15 protein-coding genes and 1 pseudogene are annotated in these 17,733 nt (G+C 73.4%); 5 read left to right on the forward strand and 11 right to left on the reverse strand.

Annotation, left to right across the window (positions count from 1 at the left end):
* The 4 genes from A6Q79_RS11480 to A6Q79_RS11495 form a co-directional block, all read left to right on the forward strand.
* Nucleotides 1-440, forward strand: a 440-nt coding sequence (locus A6Q79_RS11480; RefSeq protein WP_317698321.1) for a hypothetical protein, incomplete at its 5' end; no start/stop codon positions are given.
* 35 nt (nt 441-475) lie between these two features.
* A complete protein-coding gene (locus A6Q79_RS11485; protein WP_286690185.1) occupies nt 476-2,443 on the forward strand; it encodes an acetoacetate--CoA ligase in 1,968 nt (655 codons plus the stop codon).
* Nucleotides 2,444-2,447: 4 nt separating this feature from the next.
* Entirely contained in the window at nt 2,448-3,086 is a 639-nt protein-coding gene (locus tag A6Q79_RS11490; protein ID WP_289017613.1) for a hypothetical protein, read from the forward strand.
* 110 nt (nt 3,087-3,196) lie between these two features.
* A complete protein-coding gene (locus A6Q79_RS11495) occupies nt 3,197-3,979 on the forward strand; it encodes a hypothetical protein (RefSeq protein WP_289017615.1) in 783 nt (260 codons plus the stop codon).
* A 49-nt stretch (nt 3,980-4,028) separates the two neighbouring features.
* Here the strand turns inward: A6Q79_RS11495 and A6Q79_RS11500 are convergent, their stop codons facing one another.
* The 7 genes and pseudogenes from A6Q79_RS11500 to A6Q79_RS18660 form a co-directional block, all read right to left on the reverse strand.
* Nucleotides 4,029-4,502, reverse strand: coding sequence for a GNAT family N-acetyltransferase (locus tag A6Q79_RS11500; protein WP_289017617.1), 474 nt, complete (start codon nt 4,500-4,502; stop codon nt 4,029-4,031).
* A 76-nt stretch (nt 4,503-4,578) separates the two neighbouring features.
* Nucleotides 4,579-5,625: an aspartate-semialdehyde dehydrogenase gene (locus A6Q79_RS11505; RefSeq protein WP_286689505.1), complete on the reverse strand. Its 1,047-nt coding sequence runs from the start codon at nt 5,623-5,625 to the stop codon at nt 4,579-4,581.
* Entirely contained in the window at nt 5,622-6,899 is a 1,278-nt protein-coding gene (locus A6Q79_RS11510) for an aspartate kinase (RefSeq protein WP_067853748.1), read from the reverse strand. The genes A6Q79_RS11505 and A6Q79_RS11510 overlap by 4 nt, the downstream gene beginning before the upstream one ends.
* A 212-nt stretch (nt 6,900-7,111) precedes the next feature.
* Nucleotides 7,112-8,221 (reverse strand): S1 family peptidase, encoded by a 1,110-nt coding sequence (locus A6Q79_RS11515; protein WP_286689504.1) that lies wholly within the window; start codon nt 8,219-8,221, stop codon nt 7,112-7,114.
* Between the two features lie 180 nt (nt 8,222-8,401).
* Nucleotides 8,402-9,391 (reverse strand): LysR family transcriptional regulator, encoded by a 990-nt coding sequence (locus tag A6Q79_RS11520; RefSeq protein ID WP_067853741.1) that lies wholly within the window; start codon nt 9,389-9,391, stop codon nt 8,402-8,404.
* 40 nt (nt 9,392-9,431) lie between these two features.
* Nucleotides 9,432-10,202, reverse strand: a complete 771-nt coding sequence (locus A6Q79_RS11525; protein ID WP_353939378.1) for a DUF2156 domain-containing protein — start codon at nt 10,200-10,202, stop codon at nt 9,432-9,434.
* Nucleotides 10,203-10,221: 19 nt separating this feature from the next.
* Nucleotides 10,222-11,184 (reverse strand): annotated as a pseudogene (locus A6Q79_RS18660) (phosphatidylglycerol lysyltransferase domain-containing protein); the annotation flags it as partial.
* Between the two features lie 491 nt (nt 11,185-11,675).
* Between A6Q79_RS18660 and A6Q79_RS11530 the strand changes: the two are divergent.
* A complete protein-coding gene (locus tag A6Q79_RS11530; RefSeq protein ID WP_286689503.1) occupies nt 11,676-12,422 on the forward strand; it encodes a DUF4328 domain-containing protein in 747 nt (248 codons plus the stop codon).
* Between the two features lie 7 nt (nt 12,423-12,429).
* Here A6Q79_RS11530 and recR read toward each other — a convergent pair whose 3' ends face one another.
* From recR to A6Q79_RS11550, 4 genes are read right to left on the reverse strand one after another with little or no spacing between them, the layout of a single operon-like run.
* Nucleotides 12,430-13,029: a recombination mediator RecR gene (gene recR, locus A6Q79_RS11535; protein WP_067853732.1), complete on the reverse strand. Its 600-nt coding sequence runs from the start codon at nt 13,027-13,029 to the stop codon at nt 12,430-12,432.
* 60 nt (nt 13,030-13,089) lie between these two features.
* Entirely contained in the window at nt 13,090-14,241 is a 1,152-nt protein-coding gene (locus tag A6Q79_RS11540; protein ID WP_286689502.1) for an acyl-CoA dehydrogenase family protein, read from the reverse strand.
* 45 nt (nt 14,242-14,286) lie between these two features.
* Nucleotides 14,287-17,094 (reverse strand): chorismate-binding protein, encoded by a 2,808-nt coding sequence (locus A6Q79_RS11545; RefSeq protein WP_317698330.1) that lies wholly within the window; start codon nt 17,092-17,094, stop codon nt 14,287-14,289.
* Complete coding sequence (locus A6Q79_RS11550; RefSeq protein WP_317698332.1) at nt 17,075-17,608, reverse strand: LysR family transcriptional regulator; 534 nt, start codon at nt 17,606-17,608, stop codon at nt 17,075-17,077. Before A6Q79_RS11550 ends, A6Q79_RS11545 begins: the two co-directional genes overlap by 20 nt.
* Nucleotides 17,609-17,733 lie beyond the last annotated feature (125 nt).

Consider the following 17,733-nt stretch of genomic DNA (forward strand, 5'->3'; position numbering starts at 1 on the left):
GGGAGGACGCCGTCTGGGCCGTCCGCGACTACCGCGTCCCCACCGTCCCGCCGCTCGGGGCGTCCGTCGTCACCGGGCTGGTGGCCGGTCTGCTGGTGACCGCCGGCGGCTGGCTGTGCCTCGAGCTGTTCAGCGCCGTCCGCGGCACGTCGGCGGGCGGCGCGTTCTGGGGCCTGCTCGCCGTCCTGGTCGTCGTCGGCGTGGCCGGCGAGCTGGGCGCGCGACTGCTCCGCGCGTTCGGGGTCCAGCAGGCGCGTCCTGTCCTGGCGCTGTCGGTGCTGCTCGTGGCGATCGTGGTCATGCTCGCGTTCCTCGAGCCCGTCGACGGGCCCTGGGCGTGGCTGATCGTCCCGGGCCTCATGGTCGTCACCGTGCCGCTCGTGCAGCGGCTGCTCGTCTGGGCGGCCACCGACGTGCCGCCCGACGACGCCCACCGCTGACCCGACCCGTCCGCCGTCCAGGAGGCCGCGCCGTCATGCCCGAGACCCCCGAGGTGCTCTGGAGCCCCGACCCCACCGCCACCCCGCGCATCGCGTCGTTCGCCACGTCGGTGGGGATCGACCCACGCGACTACGACGCCCTCTGGCGCTGGTCGGTCGACGAGCCCGACGCGTTCTGGCAGGCCGTCTGGCGGTTCTTCGACGTCCCGGGAGACGGGTCACCGTCGCCGGCCCTCGCCGACGCGTCGATGCCCGGGGCCGTGTGGTTCCCCGACGTCCGCCTCAACTACGCCGAGGCGGCGCTGCGGCTGCCCGGTCGCGCCGACGACGACGTGGTCGTCGTCGGGCGGTCGCAGTCGCGGGACGACGTCCGGCTGACCGCCGCCCAGCTGCGCGACCAGGTCGCGCGGGCGCGGGCCGGGCTCCTCCGGGCCGGCGTCGGTCGGGGCGACCGGGTCGCCGCCTACGCACCCAACGTGCCCGAGACGCTGGTCCTGCTCCTCGCCGCGGCCAGCCTGGGCGCGGTCTTCAGCTCCTGCGCACCGGAGTTCGGCGTGCAGAGCGTCGTCGACCGCTGGCAGCAGACGGAGCCCGTGCTCGTGCTCGCCGTCGACGGCTACCGCTACGGCGCCAAGACCGTCGAGCGCCGGGCCGAGGTCGAGCGGATCGTCGAGGCGCTGCCCAGCGTGCGCACGCTCGTCTGGCTGCCCTACCTCGACCCCGACGCGCCCGCGCCCACCGGCGCGACCACCTGGGACGCGCTCCTCGCCGAGCCCGGCGAGCTCGCGTTCGAGCGCCTGCCCTTCGACGCGCCGCTGTACGTGCTCTACTCCTCGGGCACGACCGGCCTGCCGAAGCCGATCGTCCACGGCCACGGCGGCATCACCGTGGAGCACCTCAAGGCGCTCGGCCTGCAGCACGACCTCGGCCCCGACGACGTCTTCCTGTGGTTCTCCACGACTGGCTGGATGATGTGGAACCTGCTGGTGTCGGGCCTGCTGACGGGCTCCACCGTCCTGCTCTGGGACGGCAACCCCGCGCACCCGGGCCTCGACCGCCTCTGGCGCGACGCAGCAGAGCTCGGGGTGACCTACTTCGGCACCTCCGCGCCCTACCTCCTGCAGTGCCGCAAGCAGGAACTGCGACCCCGGGACATTGTCGACACGTCGACACTGCGAGCGGTCGGCTCCACCGGCGCGCCGCTCCCGGCCGAGGGCTTCCGGTGGGTCCACGACGCGGTCGGCGAGCACGTCCACCTGCAGTCCGTCTCCGGCGGGACCGACGTCTGCTCGGCGTTCGTCGGCGCCTCCCCCACCGTCCCGGTGTACGCCGGCGAGATCTCGTGCCGCAGCCTCGGCGCCGCCGTCGAGGCGTACGACGAGCACGCGCAGCCGGTCGTCGGCTCCCTGGGCGAGCTGGTGATCACCGCTCCGCTGCCGTCGATGCCCGTCGGCTTCTGGGGCGACACCGACGACTCGCGGTACCGCGCCGCGTACTTCGAGGACATTCCCGGCGTGTGGCGCCACGGCGACTGGATCACGATCACCGAGCGCGGCACGTGCACCATCACCGGGCGCAGCGACGCGACCCTCAACCGCGGTGGCGTGCGCCTCGGCACGAGCGAGTTCTACACCGTCGTCGAGAGCCTCCCCGAGGTGGCCGACAGCCTCGTGGTGCACCTCGAGGACACCGCCGACGACGACCGCGGCGACGGCGCAGGCACGCTGCTCCTCTTCGTCACCCTCACCGACCCCGACGGCACCGACGTCGACGACCTGCGCCGCACGGTCGCCCGCGAGCTGCGCGAGCGGCTCTCGCCGCGCCACGTGCCCGACGAGCTCCACGTGGTGCGTGCCCTGCCACGCACGCTGTCGGGCAAGAAGCTCGAGGTGCCGGTGAAGAAGATCCTGCGGGGCGTGCCGGTCGACGAGGCCGCCACCCGCGGCGCGCTCGAGAACCCCACGGCGCTCGACGACGTCGCCGCGATCGCCCGGGAGCGGTGAGCCCATGACCGGTGGCCTCGTCTCCTGCGTGCTGCTCGCCGGCTTCCTCGTGCCCGTGGGCGCGGCCATGGCGCTCAGCGACCCCGACCCCGGCGTCCGGCTGCTCGGCGCGACCCTCCTCCTCGGCGGCCTGCTCGCCCTGCTGCCCCTCCCGCTCCTGCGACCGGCGACGCGACCACCGGAGGTGTCCCGCGACGGGGGCACGACGACGGTCCACGGCAGCCCGCTGGTCCAGTGGCTCGCCGTCGCGGCGGCGGTGCTGCTCACCCTCGCGGCCGTCACCATGACGGGGGCGCTGTCGAGCCCCGCCGTGCTCGACGGCGGCACGAGCCGTCGTCCGACACCCCTGCTCTTCCTCGTGCTGTGGGCCGGGGCGGCGTGGGTGTGGTTCGTCGTCGTCCGCGGGCGCAACCGGCAGAGCCTGCAGGTCGACGGCGACGTCGTCACGCTGCACCGCGGACGGCAGCGCCTCGCCTGCCCGACGACGCGGGCGCAGGTCCAGGTGGGTCAGGGCACCCCGGCCGCCCGCAACACGGTCAGCGTCGAGTCGGACGCCGATCCGGGGTTCACCGTCGGCGCCCGGCACTTCGGCACGTCCGCCGCGCAGCTGGCCGAGGCGATCCGCGCCGCGCTGCGACGCTGATGTCCATGGAACCGACAATCTTTTCCGAAATGTGTCTCGAGTTGCGGATCCGCCCCTAGGCTGTAGCAGCCTGCGGTCACTCCCGACCGCACTCGTGAACGGACATCCCCTTGCGCAAGCTCACCCCGCTCCTGCTGGCTGCCGCCGTCGGCGTCGGCTCGACCCTCGGCCTCGTCGCCCCGGCTCAGGCCGCGACCGTCGTCTCCGTCAAGAAGATCGCCAACCCCGCCCCCGGCGAGATCGGCACCACCGTCACCATCAAGCCGTCGGTGTCGGTGTCGAAGAACGTGCGCGTCTCCTCCTCGCTCCTGAACGTCAGCCTCGACGGCAAGGCCGTCGTCCGCAACCAGAAGTCGGCCACGCTCAAGCGCACCGCCCTGTCCGTGACCTACAACGTGTCGACCGTGGTCAAGTACCGCGTGCGCGACAGCAAGGGCAAGCTCGGCCCGACGCGCCAGAAGAGCCTGCGCCAGACGCTGACCGTCAAGCCCGTCTACACCACGAAGTGCGCCACCCCGGCCGGCTTCGAGTCCGTCGTCCTCGGCGACACGCCCAGCAAGGGCGACACCATCGGCACCGTCGCGAAGAAGCTCGGCGAGCCTCTCGATGGCGAGAGCATCACGCTCAAGCAGCTGCGCTCCGACGCGGTGAAGGAGAACAACCAGGAGACGGTCGCGGCCATCGACAGCCTCTACGAGCGCGGCTACACGCCGGCGACCGTGCTCTCCGCCTACGCTTTCGAGGGCTGCGACGAGAACCAGGCCTTCGGTGTCCTCTTCCTGACCACGAAGGGCACGGCCCGCGCGTTCGACAAGTTCGACCTGAGCAACAACGAGCAGCCCCCGAGCGACACCCCGGAGCGTTCGCACTTCAGCGCCCAGTCGTTCCGCTGACCGACCGGTCCCGAGACCCCCGCACCTTCGGGTGCGGGGGTCTCGTGCGTCAGGACGCGGGTCGGCGGTAGTCGTGGGCGAGCGGCCACGGGCCGGTGCCACCGAGCCAGGCGGCCGGTTCGCTGCCGACGTGCTGCCAGCCACGCTGCTCGTACAGCCGGCGGGCGGCGGCGTCCTGGTCGAGGACGACGAGCCTGAGCGCGAGCCCTCGCTCGTCGGCCCACGCGTCGACCGCGTCGAGGAGCACCGACCCGACGCCAGCGCCGCGCGCGTCCGGGTTCACGAACAGCCGCGACAGGACCGGCCCGTCGGGGCCGGCGAGGACGCACACGTGCCCCTCGACCCGGCCGTCCACCTCCGCCACCCAGGCGCGCTCGACGTCGCCGGCGAGGAACGCCCAGCCGACCAGCGACCCGCGCACGGGGTAGGCGTCGAGGGCATGGGTCCGCGCCAGGAGCTCGACGAGCCGCTCGGCGTCGCCGTCGCGCCGCGCGCGGACCGTGACGCCGGCCTTCGCGCCCACCTCAGCCGAGGAGGAGCTCGGCGATGTGCCCCCGAGCTCTCCTCCGCCGGACCCAGCCGAGTCGCACGGACCCACCTCAGCCGAGGAGGAGCTCGGCGATCTGCACCGTGTTGAGCGCCGCGCCCTTGCGCAGGTTGTCGCCGCTGACGAAGAGCACGAGGCCCTTGCCCTCGGGCGCCGACTGGTCGGCGCGGATGCGTCCGACGAGGCTCGGGTCGGTGCCGGCGGCCTGGAGCGGCGTGGGCACGTCGACGAGCTGCACGCCGGGCGCACCGGCGAGGATCTCGGTGGCGCGCTCGGGCGTGAGGTCGCGGTCGAACTCGGCGTGGATGCTGAGCGAGTGGCCGGTGAAGACGGGCACGCGCACGCAGGTGCCGGCGACGCGCAGGTCGGGGACCTCGAGGATCTTGCGCGACTCGTTGCGCAGCTTCTGCTCCTCGTCGGTCTCGTTGCTGCCGTCGTCGACGACGCTGCCCGCCATGGGCAGCACGTTGAACGCGATCGGCGCGACGTAGACGTCGGGGTCGGGGAAGGCGACGGCCGTGCCGTCGTAGGCGAGCGCGTCGGCCTTCTCGACCACGGCCTGCGCCTGGCCGTGCAGCTCGCGGACGCCGGCGACGCCGGAGCCCGACACGGCCTGGTAGCTGCTGACGACGAGCCGGACGAGCCCGGCCTCGTCGTGCAGCGGCTTGAGCACCGGCATCGCGGCCATGGTGGTGCAGTTGGGGTTGGCGATGATGCCGCGACCCCCGGGCCCGTCGCCGTCGGGGATGGCGTGCGGGTTCACCTCGCTGACGACGAGCGGGATGGCAGGGTCCTTGCGGAACGCGGAGCTGTTGTCGACGACGGTCACGCCGGCGTCGGCGAAGCGCTGCGCGTGCGCGCGCGAGGTGGTCGCGCCGGCGGAGAAGAGCGCGATGTCGAGCCCGGTGGGGTCGGCGGTCGCTGCGTCCTCGACGGTGATCTCGCGGCCCGCGAACGGCAGGACGGTGCCCGCGGAGCGCGCCGAGGCGAAGAAGCGCACCTGGTCGGCGGGGAAGCTGCGCTCCTCGAGGATCTGGCGCATCGCGACGCCCACCTGGCCGGTGGCACCCACGATGCCGATACTGGCGGTGCGGCTCATCGTCCGGTCCCCCCGTACACGACCGCCTCGACCTCGTCGGTGCCGAGGTCGAAGGCCGAGTGGGCGGCGCGGACCGCGTTCTCGACCTGGCTCTCGGCGACGACGACGGAGATGCGGATCTCGGACGTGGAGATCATGGCGATGTTGACGTTCGCGTCGGCCAGTGCCTGGAAGAAGCGGGCGGTGATGCCGGGGGCCGAGCGCATGCCGGCGCCGATGATCGACACCTTGCCGACGCTGTCGTCGTACTGGAGCCGCTCGAACCCGACCTGGTCCTTGAGCCGCGCGAGCGCGGTCATGGCCGTCTGGCCGTCGGCGCGCGGCAGCGTGAAGGAGATGTCGGTCAGCGCGGTCGCGGCAGCCGAGACGTTCTGCACGATCATGTCGATGTTGATCTGCGCGTCGCCGAGCGCCTTGAGGATCGCGGCGGCGTACCCGACCTGGTCGGGGACGCCGACGACGGTGATCTTCGCCTCGGAGCGGTCGTGGGCGACGCCGGAGATGATGGCTTGTTCCATGGTGGGGTCCTTCGTGACGTCCTCGGCCTTGAGGACCCACGTGCCGGGCTTGTCGGAGAACGACGAGCGGACGTGGATGGGCATGTCGTTGCGGCGCGCGTACTCGACGCAGCGCAGGTGCAGGATCTTCGCGCCGTTCGCCGCCATCTCGAGCGTCTCCTCGTAGGAGATCTGCGGGATCTGGCGCGCGTCGGGGACGATCCGCGGGTCGGCGGTGAAGATGCCGTCGACGTCGGAGTAGATCTCGCAGACGTCGGCGTGCAGCGCGGCGGCGAGCGCGACGGCCGTCGTGTCGGAGCCGCCGCGACCGAGCGTCGTGATGTCCTTCGTCGTCTGCGAGACGCCCTGGAAGCCGGCGACGATCGCGATCGCGCCCTCGGCGATCGCCTTCTCGATCCGTCCGGGCGTGACGTCGATGATCTTGGCCTTGCCGTGCTCGGCGTCGGTGATGACACCGGCCTGGGAGCCGGTGAACGAGCGGGCCTCCTGGCCGAGGTTGCCGATGGCCATGGCGAGGACCGCCATGGAGATGCGCTCGCCGGCGGTCAGCAGCATGTCGAGCTCGCGGGCGGGGGGCAGCGGGGAGACCTCGTTGGCGAGGTCGATCAGCTCGTCGGTCGTGTCGCCCATGGCCGAGACGACCACGACGACGTCGTGGCCGGCCTTCTTGGTGGCGACGATGCGCTGGGCGACTCTCTTGACGCTCGTGGCGTCGGCGACGGAGGAGCCACCGTACTTCTGGACGACAATGCCCACGACGGATGTCCTTGCGGTGCGGGGGTTTGGTGGGACCGTGCCAGGGCGACGCTGACCGGGCAACGTCGTCATCCTATAGGTCGGCCGGCACGGCCCTCCACCGTCGTTCCTGTCCCGGGACGACGAGATCGGCCGGACACACCGACGCGGCACGGACCCGGCACCGTCCCGAGAGACCGGTACCGGGCCCGCGCCGCGCGCGGTGTCCTCGATCAGGAGGTCTTGAGCGTCAGGCCGTAGGCGCTGAGGATCTCGTTGACCGGCTGGAAGTAGGTCGTGCCGCCCGAGGAGCAGTTGCCGGAGCCACCGGAGGTGACGCCCTGCGCCTGGTTGCCGGTGATGGCCGATCCGCCCGAGTCGCCCGGCTCCGCGCACACGCTGGTGCGGATGAGGCCGTAGACCGAGCCCTGCGCGTAGTTCACCGTGGAGTTGCGGGCCTGGATGGTGCCGCAGTGCCAGCCGGTGGTGGAGCCGGACCGGCAGATCGACGAGCCGACGGCCGCGTCCTGCGAGCCGCGGACCGCGACGCTGCCGCCGCTGTAGTTGTTCACCGTGCCGGTGATGGTGGCCGAGGAGCGCACCCACGCGTAGTCGTTGCCGGGGAAGCTGGACCCGGCGAACGTGCCGCTGGGGTTCTGGGTCGCGGCGCCCTGCGAGCCGCAGTGACCGGCCGTCACGAAGCCGCCGTTGACCGCGAAGCCGATCGAGCAGCGCGCGTTGGTGATGTAGTAGGCGTCGCCACCCTGGTAGAGCGGCTTCGGCTGCTCGGCCGAGCGCTCGACCTCGATCGCGGACGTCGGGACGCCGGCCTTCTTGGCGAACGACGCGGCGGCGGCGGTGTCGCCCGCCGGGATGACGACCTTGTTCGCGGCGGGATCGACGTACCAGCCGGCGACGGTGCTCGGCGCGGAGGCCTGCTTCGCGTTCAGGTCCTTCATGTAGCCGTCGAGCTCGGCGGCCGAGCGCTCGACGGTGCGCACCTGGGCGCCCTGGGCCTTGACGGCACCGGCCTGGGAGGCGTCGGTGACGGCGACGACGAGCGTGCCGGCCTTCGCGTCGTACCAGGAGCCGGCGTAGTCGGCACCGAGGCTCTTCTCGAGCGTCTTGTCGACCTTGGCGGCCTTGGCCTCGGAGGCGAGGCGGTCGGTGGCCTGGGTCTTCGTGAGGCCGAGGTCGCGCTGCATCGCGCCGAGCATGCCCACCTTCGAGCTGGCGGCGCCGTCGTCCTGCGACGGGGCGGCGATGGCCTGCGGGCCGAAGGCCGTGGCGAGCACGGCGGCAGCGGCCAGCGAGCCGAAGAGGGTTCGCTTGGGAGTGTTCACGGTTCGATCTCCTGTGTCGTGGCGGACCGGGGATCACCCGGGCCGCCGTTCCTGCGGAACGGACGGCTCGCCGCCACGCCCCACGCTGTCGTCCGGAGGCGGTCCTGCCTCCGCAGCCCCCCCGAGGGGTTGTGCAGAAACCTACTGGCGGATCAGGCCTGGAGGGTCATACCGGAAGAGTCATACCGCGGGCGTGATGCCTGGGTCGTGCTGCTCGCCGAAGCCCGGGTTCTGCTCCAGCCAGGCGGCGTAGACGGGGCTGCGCGACACCAGGTCGTTGTGCGCCATGCGCACCGTCAGGAGCAGCTCGTCGGCGAAGTCGGCGCCCACCGAGTCGGTGCGCCAGCCCACGAGGTGGCGCCAGCGCAGCGGCGCGTCGGCGACCGGCTTCGTGACGAGACCCGGCAGCACCCGCGTGGGCTGGCAGAGCGCCACGGCCGTGCCCGAGGAGACCAGCTCGATGCAGCTCGCCGCGTCGGCCACGTAGAGGCTGCGTGGCGCGAAGCCCTCGCGGGCGCAGGCCGCGGCGAAGCACTCCTGGAAGCAGCCGTCGCCCGGGGTGGCCGCCCACGCCTCGCCGGCGAGGGCACCGAGGGGCACCTCGGCGGCGTCGGCGGCGCCGTGGTCCTCGGGCAGCATCACGAAGACGGGGTCGACGGAGAACGTGCGCCACGTGATGGCGCGGTCGTCGGGCGCGACATCGCCGCCGCAGATGCCGATGACGGCGTAGTCGAGGCGGCCGTCGGCCAGGGCCCGCGCGAGCTCGTCGGCCGACCACGAGGCCGTCGTCGAGACCCGCAGGTCGGGGTGACGCTGCTCGAGCCGCTGGATCAGCGGGGCCAGGACGGCCGGCGACGACGACCCGATGGACAGGTGGTCGGGGATGCTCGCGCCGCGGGCAGGGTCGGCGAGCCGGGTCGCGTCGTCGAGCAGGCCGGTCATGGCGGGCAGCAGCATGCGGGCCCGGGCGATGACCAGCTCGCCGAGCGACGTGGGCCGGACACCGCGGTGGTCCCGGTCGAACAACGGGCCGCCGAGGGCCCGCTCGATCCGGCTCAGCTGGGCGGTCAGCGCCGGCTGGGCGACACCCAGCTCGGCAGCGGCCTTCGTGACGCTCCCGGCGTCAGCGATGGCACACACGACCCGAAGGTGCCGCAGCTCCAGCTCCACTCGGTGAGTCTACCGGCGTTCCCCGGCAGGCACGTACCGCTCAGTGCCCGCGGGTGAGCGCCAGCAGCTGTCCGAGCGTCGCGTCCGCGAGGTAGGCGCGCCCGACCGCGATCCCCACCCGCGGCAGCGCGGCCTCGTCGGCGACGACGAGGAACAGCGGCTCGTACCGCGGCTGGAACTTGGCCTTGAACGCCTGCAGCGACTGGAACCCGTAGTACGGCTCGAGCACGTCGCCGGCCCGCGTGAGCACGTCGTCGATGACGGAGCGGTCGACGACGCTGTCGCCCGCGCCGGCGTGCGCGAGCGGCGCACCGGAGAGGGAGACGACCTCGTAGCCCTGCTCCTTGAACTCGCGGCAGGCCGACGCGATGAGGAGCTCCATCGTGTAGCGGAAGCCGCCGGGGAGGCGACGCATGAGGTCGAGCGTCCAGCCGCGGACCTGCCCGTCGGGGCCGGGGATCGGCATCCAGCTCGTGACGCCGTGCACCGTCATGTCCGCGTCGACCGCGACGTTGATCCACACGTCGGGGTCCTCGGCCTCCTCCAGACCGCCGAGCGTGAAGCCCATCTCCGGCAGACCCTTGTCGCGCACCCACTCGTCGGAGATCGCCCGCAGCTGGGTGCGGATGCCGCGCGGCGCGTCCGCCAGCCGCATCAACCGGGTCTCGACGTCGTGCTTGCCCGCCTGGTTGAACGCCGAGCGGACGTCCTGCCACTTCTTGCCGACGAACTCGAGCTCGGGCAGGTCGACGATCGCCTCCTCCGCGACCTGCACGGCGATCCAGCCCTGGTCCTGGGCCCAGCGCGCCACGGCGCTGCTGCAGCTGAACAGGCATGGCAGCGTGCCGGCGTCGCGCGCGGGCGCCGATGAACCGCTCGGCGACGTGCAGGGGGTCGGGACCCACCGGGTCGCACAGACCGATCGTGACCCCCATCGACTGCTGGTAGGCGACCACGGCGTCGTCGGTGAACCACCAGCGGTTCTCCGGCCAGGTGGTCATCCAGGCCAGACGGTTCGACGAGCCGTGCCGCTGGAGCAGCTCGCGGGCCCGCTCGCGGTCGGCGTCGGTGGGCAGCGCGCCGACCCGGTCGGGGCCCACCCGGCGCAGGCCGCGCCGGCCGGGGTTGCGGAACGCGCTGCGCCCGAGCAGGAGCGCCGCCAGCTGGGCGGTGTCGAACAGCAGGGAGATCCAGACGAGGCCGGAGTTCGAGGTGCCGCCGGACACGATGACGGCGGCGGTCGCGGCGCCGAGCAACCAGCTGATGGAGGTCAGGACGAGGGCGAGCATCCACCACGTGCGGCGACCGCGCACGAGGCCCCACGCGATGAGCAGGTCGACCGCCACCACCGCAAGGACCCACCACCACGACTCGGGGTCGCCGCCGATGGGGCCGAAGGGTCCGTCGCGGTCGGCGACCTGGCCGATGACGGCGATGATCGCGCCCCAGAGGAACGAGCCGCCGGTGAGCATCCGCAGGTCGCGGCGCGTGAATCCGGGTCGCAGCCACTCCGCCACCGTCCGCGACGGACGGCGGCCGACGATCCAGGGGCCCACCCAGAGGCCGAGCAGCACGGCCACCAGGTGCTCGACGTCGTAGAGGTAGCCGAGGAAGGTCAGCGACGTGAGCACGTAGCCGAGGACGCCGAGCCGGACCCGCCCCCGCCAGGGTCGGCGCAGGTCGGCCGAGACGACCATGGCTGCCGCGAGCGCGCCCGCGCTGAAGCCGACGTCGAGGTCCTGCGCGGTGCGCTGCGCCCAGCCCCAGTCGGTCCAGGACGACAGCGCCACCATCAGGTAGCCACCGCCGATCACGCCGATCGCCTGGAAGACGACGACCACGGCGGCCGTGCGCCGCGTGCCGAGCCGCCACTCGCAGAGGCTGACCGGAAGGACGAAGAACGTGAGGATGGCGACGTACTGCAGCGGCTTGAGCGCGTAGAGCGAGCCGGTGACGACCGTCCACCAGCGCCCGTCGAGCAGGGCCGGGGGCCCAAACGCGACGTCGGGGTACCAGCTCTTGTCCTCCAGCGGGAGCCACAGGGTCCCCGTGGCGGCGCCGAGCAGCAGGATCAGCACGACGACGGAGGCCGTGAAGGGCACCCGCCGCACCAGCGTCAGCACGTTCACGACCGACACGCTAGGGCACCGCGACGACGGCGAGAAAGAACCGGGAGCGGTTCTCAGCAACACGTCAGTCGTCCGTCAGTGGTTCGTCAGGTTCTCGTTCCCCGGGCGCCTCCGTGCACTAGCGTCGGGGCCTCCAGACGACCGCCAGGAGACCGATGTCCGACCCGACGCCCTACCCTCGTTTCCCGTCCGAGGACGACGTCCCCGAGGGCTGGGGCCGCGCGCCCGAGCCGCCGTCCGGCGCGCCGGCCTCCCCGGTGCCCGCGGCCGCGAGTGCCTCGCTCGGCACTCCCGAGCCGCTGGGCGTCCTCACGGCGCTGACGACGGGCTTCGCCGCGCTCTACGCGGCCCTCATGCTCCCCCGGTACTGGCTGGCACGCGACGCCGAGGACCAGTGGACGTCGGGCGCCGCGGCCGGCCGGTCGCCCGAGGAGTTCTTCACGCCGTACGAGGTCGTCGACCTCGTCGGCTACCTCGTGCTGCTCGGCGCCTTCGTCGTCACCTGCCTGTGGCTGTGGCGGGCGCGCAGGAACGTCGAGCTGCTCTCGCCGACGTCGCCGCACGCTCGCAGCCGTGGCTGGGTCTGGGGCGGGTGGCTCGTGCCGGTGGTGAGCCTCTGGTTCCCCTTCCAGGTGGTGCGCGACGTCCTCCGGGTCCGGTCGCACCACCCGTCGTCCGGGTCCCGCGTCGGCTGGTGGTGGGGCGCGTTCATCGTCGCGAACGTCGCGAGCGGCGTGGAGTCCCTCCTCGTGCCGACGGATCTCGAGTCGACCGGGGTGGGCGACCTCCCGGCCTTCGCCGCCGTCTCGACCGTCGCCTGGGTGGTGGCCGGCGTGCTCTGGATCCGCGTCGTGCGCGCCGTGGCGGCCGACCAGGAGGAGCTGCTGGCCGGTCGAGCCTGACCCCGCGTCAGCCGGCGATGGCGGTGCGGCCCTCGAACGCGCGGCCGAGCGTCAGCTCGTCGGCGTACTCGAGGTCGCCGCCGACGGGCAGGCCGCTCGCGAGCTTGCTGACCCGCAGGCCCAGCGTGCTGAGCATCCGGATGAGGTAGGTGGCCGTGGCCTCGCCCTCGAGGTTCGGGTCGGTGGCGATGATCACCTCGGTGACCGTGCCGTCCTGCAGACGCCCGAGCAGCTCGCGGATGCGCAGCTGGTCGGGCCCGACGCCGGCGATCGGGCTGATCGCCCCGCCGAGCACGTGGTAGCGGCCGCGGAACTCGCGGGTCCGCTCGATCGCGACGACGTCCTTGCTCTCCTCCACCACGCACAGCACGGTGGCGTCGCGGCGCGGGTCGGAGCAGATGCGGCACTCGACGTCGACCGTGACGTTCCCGCACACGGCGCAGAAGTGCACCTTGTCCTTGACCTCCACGAGGACCTGCGCCAGACGACGGACGTCGGCGGGGTCGGCGTCGAGCAGGTGGAAGGCGATCCGCTGGGCGCTCTTCGGACCGACCCCGGGCAGCTGCCCGAGCTCGTCGATGAGGTCCTGGATCACTCCGTCGTACACAAGGAGCAAGTCTAGGCCCGACGGCGCGACGACGGCGTCCGGCGCGCGGTCGCGACCGCGTCAGACGAACGCGTTGATCCCCGTCTCGGCCCGCCCGATCAAGAGCTTCTGCACCTGGCTGGTGCCCTCGTAGAGCGTCATCACCCGGGCGTCGCGCAGGTACTTCTGCACCGGGTACTCGTCGATGAAGCCGTACCCGCCGAACGCCTGCACGGCGAGGTTCGCCGCCCGAACCGCCGCCTCCGACGCGAACAGCTTGGCCTTCGACGCCGCCGTCCCGAACGGCTCGCCGCGCTGCATGAGATCGGCGGCCCGCCAGGTGAGCAGCCGCGCCGCGTCGGCGTCGACGCTCATGTCGGCGATCATCTCCTGCACGAGCTGGTACGACGCGATCGGCTGGCCGAACTGCTCCCGCTGGCCGGTGTACGCGACGGTCTCCTCGAGGCAGCCCTGGACGATGCCGACGCAGCTCGCCGCGATCGTCACCCGGCCCTTGTCGAGCGTCTGCATCGCGATCTTGAAGCCCTGGCCCACCTCGCCGAGCAGCGCGTCGGCGGGCACGCGGACGCCGTCGAACGACAGCGCCGCGGTGGCCTGGCCGCGCAGGCCGAGCTTGCCCTTGATCTCCGTCGCCTCGAAGCCGGGCGTGTCGGTCGGCACGAGGAACGCCGAGACGCCGCGCGGGCCGTCGTCGCTGGTGCGGGCGAAGACGAGGGCGACGTCGGCCCAGGTGCCGTTGGTGATGAACACCTTGGAGCCGTCGATCACCCAGTCGTCACCGTCGCGGCGGGCGCGGGTGCGCAGGTTGCCGGCGTCGGAGCCGTGGCCGGGCTCGGTGAGCCCGAAGCAGCCGAGGATCCGGCCGGCCGCGATGTCGGGCAGCCAGCGCTGCTTCTGCCCCTCGGTACCGTGCCGCAGGACGGACGTGCCGAACAGCCCGGAGGAGACCGAGACGATGCCGCGGATCGCGGAGTCGGCGCGGCCCAACTCCTCCGCCGCGAGGACGTAGGTGAGGTAGTCGCCGCCGACGCCGCCGTACTCCTCGGGGATGGTCAGGCCGAAGAACCCGATCTCGCCGAGCCTCGGGATGATCGCGAGGTCGACGGACTCCGCGCGGTCCCACGCGGCCCGGTGCGGCACGACCTCCCGATCGAGGAAGTCGCGGGCCAGGGCGCGGAATCCGGCCTGCTCGTCGGTGAGGGTCAGGTCCATGGCTCCGATGCTGCCACGCGGAGGCGATCGCGGCCGACGCCGACCTCAGGCGTCGAGAAAGGTGGCGAGCAGGTCGTGCCCGTGGCTGGTCAGGATCGACTCGGGGTGCCACTGCACGCCCTCGACCGGGTGGGTCGCGTGCCGCAGCCCCATCACCACGCCCGACGCGGTGCGGCTCGTGACGACGAGGTCCGTCGGCAGGCTGGCCTCCTCGGCCACCAGCGAGTGGTACCGGGCCACGACGAGGGGCGTGGGCAGCCCGGCGTGCAGGCCGAGCCCGTCGTGGTGGACCAACGACGGCTTGCCGTGCACCACCTGGGGTGCGCGGACCACGCGCGCCCCGTAGGCCTCGGCGATCGCCTGGTGCCCGAGGCACACGCCGAGCAGCGGCGTCGTGGGGCCGAGCCGGCGGACGACGTCGACGCTGATACCCGCGTCCGAAGGTGCGCCGGGCCCCGGCGACAGCACCACGTGGGTCAGGTCCCCCGCCGACCGCGCGGCGAGGAGCTGCTCGACACCGACCTCGTCGTTGCGGACGACGTCGGCATCGGCGCCGAGCTCGCGCACGTACTGCGCGAGGTTGAACACGAACGAGTCGTAGTTGTCGACGAACAGCACCCGCGCCGCCCGCCCCCTCCCCCGCTGACCGTGACGTTCGCGGGGCGAGAACCCGGGTTCGGGCCCGGAGACGTCACGGTCAGGGGGGTGGGGGGAGGCGAGCGAGGTGGAGAGGAGGGTGGTGAGGGGGCCGGGGGCGGACCAGGTGCCGACCCCCTCGACCTCGTGCACCGGCACGACCCCGCGCAGGGCGTTCGTGACGAAGACCTCCGACGCCGCCACGAGGTCGGAGCGCGTGAGCCGACGCTGGCGCAACGGCACCCCGGCGCGCAGGAGGGCGTCGACCACCCGGGCGCGCTGGGTGCCGGGCAGCACCCGGCCGTCGAGCGGCGGGGTGTGCACGCCGTCGTCGAGCACGCAGAACACCGAGGTGCGGCCACCCTCCAGCACCGAGCCGTCGACGTCGACCAGCAGCAGCTCGTCGGCCCCGGCCGGAGGCTCGAGCGGGCCACGGTCGACCCACTTGTGGCTGCCCCATCCCCCCGGGACCTCGCGCGGCACGAGCCGCCACGACGCGGGTGCGGGCGCCAGCGGGGCGTCGACGAGCCGGACCCGCACCGGCACGGCGTGGTCGTCGGCGTCGCCCGGCGGCTCGAGCGGCACCGCCTCGACCCGCAGACGGTGCCGGCCGGGCGGAAGGCTCGCCGCCCGCCGCGCCACCGCGTCGTCGAGCCCCTCCCGGACGCTGCTGCCGTAGACGGCGCGGACGCTGGCGTCGAGACGGGCCAGGTGCGACGCGACGTCGACGGCCCGCCCGTCGTCCACGAGCAGGGTGGTGAACACGCCGCGACCCACGTCGGCGGACCAGTCGCCCGCCGACCGGTGCGGCGCCGAGACCGCGGGCGCGGGACGCGGGACGTCGTCGACGAGGGTGCCACCGACGGCCTCGACCACCGGACGCGCCTTCACGAACACCTCGGCCAGCTCGGCCTGCGGGTCGGAGTCGGCCACGATGCCGCCTCCCACGCCGAGCCACGCCCGCCCCCGCGCCATCTCCAGGGTGCGGATGACGACGTTCGCCTCGAGACCGGCGAGCGGGCTCACGTGGCCGATCGCGCCCGTGTACGCCTCCCGCCCGGTCGCCTCGAGCTCCGCCGCCACCTCCATCGCGCGCACCTTCGGCGCACCCGTGACCGACCCCGGGGGGAACGTGGCCCGCCACAGGTCGGCGTCGTCGACGTCGGGCGCGAGGCGGCCCACGACGTCGGAGACCAGCTGCCACACGGCGTGCCGCTCCGGCCGGACGAGGGCGGGCACCCGCACGCTGCCCGGCGCGCACACCCCGCCGAGGTCGTTGCGCATCAGGTCGACGATCATGACGTTCTCGGCACGGTCCTTCGCCGAGGCCGCGAGCGTCTCGGCCGCCGCGGCGTCGTCCTGCTGCCCGACGCCGCGCGGCGCGGTGCCCTTGATCGGCGACGTCAGCACCTCATGGCCCGTGCGGCGCAGGAAGAGCTCCGGCGAGAACGACGCGACGCCCTCGCCGCTGCCGGCCGGGCCACCCACGAACGCGCCGTAGGCCGGGCGGAGGAGCTGTGCCCCTGCACAGAAGACGTCGACCGGGTGACCCTGCACGTCGCCCTCCAGACGCGCGCAGAGGTTCACCTGGAAGAGGTCGCCCGCGTGCACGTGCTCGACGGCCCGCGCGACCGCCGCCACGTGCTCCTCGGGCGACGGCACCAGCCGCAGCGGGCCGACGTCGTGCGCGACGGGCCCCGGCGCGGGACCCTCGAGCGCCGCCAGCACCGGCGCGACGTCGACGTCGCCCAGCCACTCCAGCCACCACGTGCCGCGGCTGCGTCGCAGCACCCACGCGTAGAACGCCAGCCGCGCGTCGGGCTGCTCGACGGGGCGGGCACGAGCCGGTGGCACCCGCTCCAGCCGCCCGCCGAGGCGGTACCCCCACAGCCCGATCCAGCCACCCCCGAAGCCGGCCGCCCCGTCGGACGACGCCCCGAGCGCGACCTCGGGCAGCGACAGGTCGAACGGGTCGTCGACCTCGGGGTCGAGCACCCGCACGGGGTCGCAGGCCACCAGCGCGTCGCCCTGGTGCCACGCACCGACCAGCGCCACCGGACGGTCGCGGCCGCGGAAGCGTCGCAGCACCTCCAGCGGACCCTCTTCGAGCCCGAGGCGCCGCCGGTGCACCGTCACGGCCGCACCGGCACCCCCGGCTGCGCCGTCCGCCGCCCGGGGCCCGGCACCCCCGCCGGGATCAGCCGTGGTCGATCTCATCGATCACCCGCGCACCCAGCTCCCGCGAGAGGAGCTGCTCGGGGTCGGCGCCCTGGTCGACGACCGGGTCGTCGGGGTGCGCCGCGAGGTCGGGATCCTCCGGCGGTGCCACCGAGCCGGGCTCGCGCATGGCCTGCCGGACCGCCTCGGGTGCGCCCACGCCACGACCCTGCCCCGACGGCGCCGGGGCGGCCTGCTGGGCCGCGGGCGCCGAGGGCTGCGGCGTGCTGGCCGCGCGCGGGTCGACCGACGGGTCGACGATCGCCTCGATCCGCCACTGCACGCCGATGACCTGCTGCAGCGCCTGCTGCACGTACTCGGCCGACCCGCTCGCGACGAACGAGTCGCGCGCACCAGCGTTGACCAGCGCGATCGTCAACGTCTGGCCGTCGAGCGCCTGCACCTGCGCGCTCACGGCCGGTGTGGAGAACCTCAGGACCCGGGCGGCGTCGGTGAAGGAGCCGATCTGGTCGACCGCCACGAGGGCGCGCAGCATCCGCAGGTCGAGATGCACGGCGACTCCCCCTCCCCTGGCTCCGCGGCGGCCGTCCCGGCCTCGTCCGTGCGCGCCGGTACGGAGCAGGGCTCGACCCGACGATCGGGCGGCCTGCTCGACCGCGCAGCATCGAGCCAAGAGCA

The organism is Aeromicrobium sp. REDSEA-S32_B7 (assembly GCF_001626145.1).
Lineage (GTDB): Bacteria > Actinomycetota > Actinomycetes > Propionibacteriales > Nocardioidaceae > Aeromicrobium > Aeromicrobium erythreum.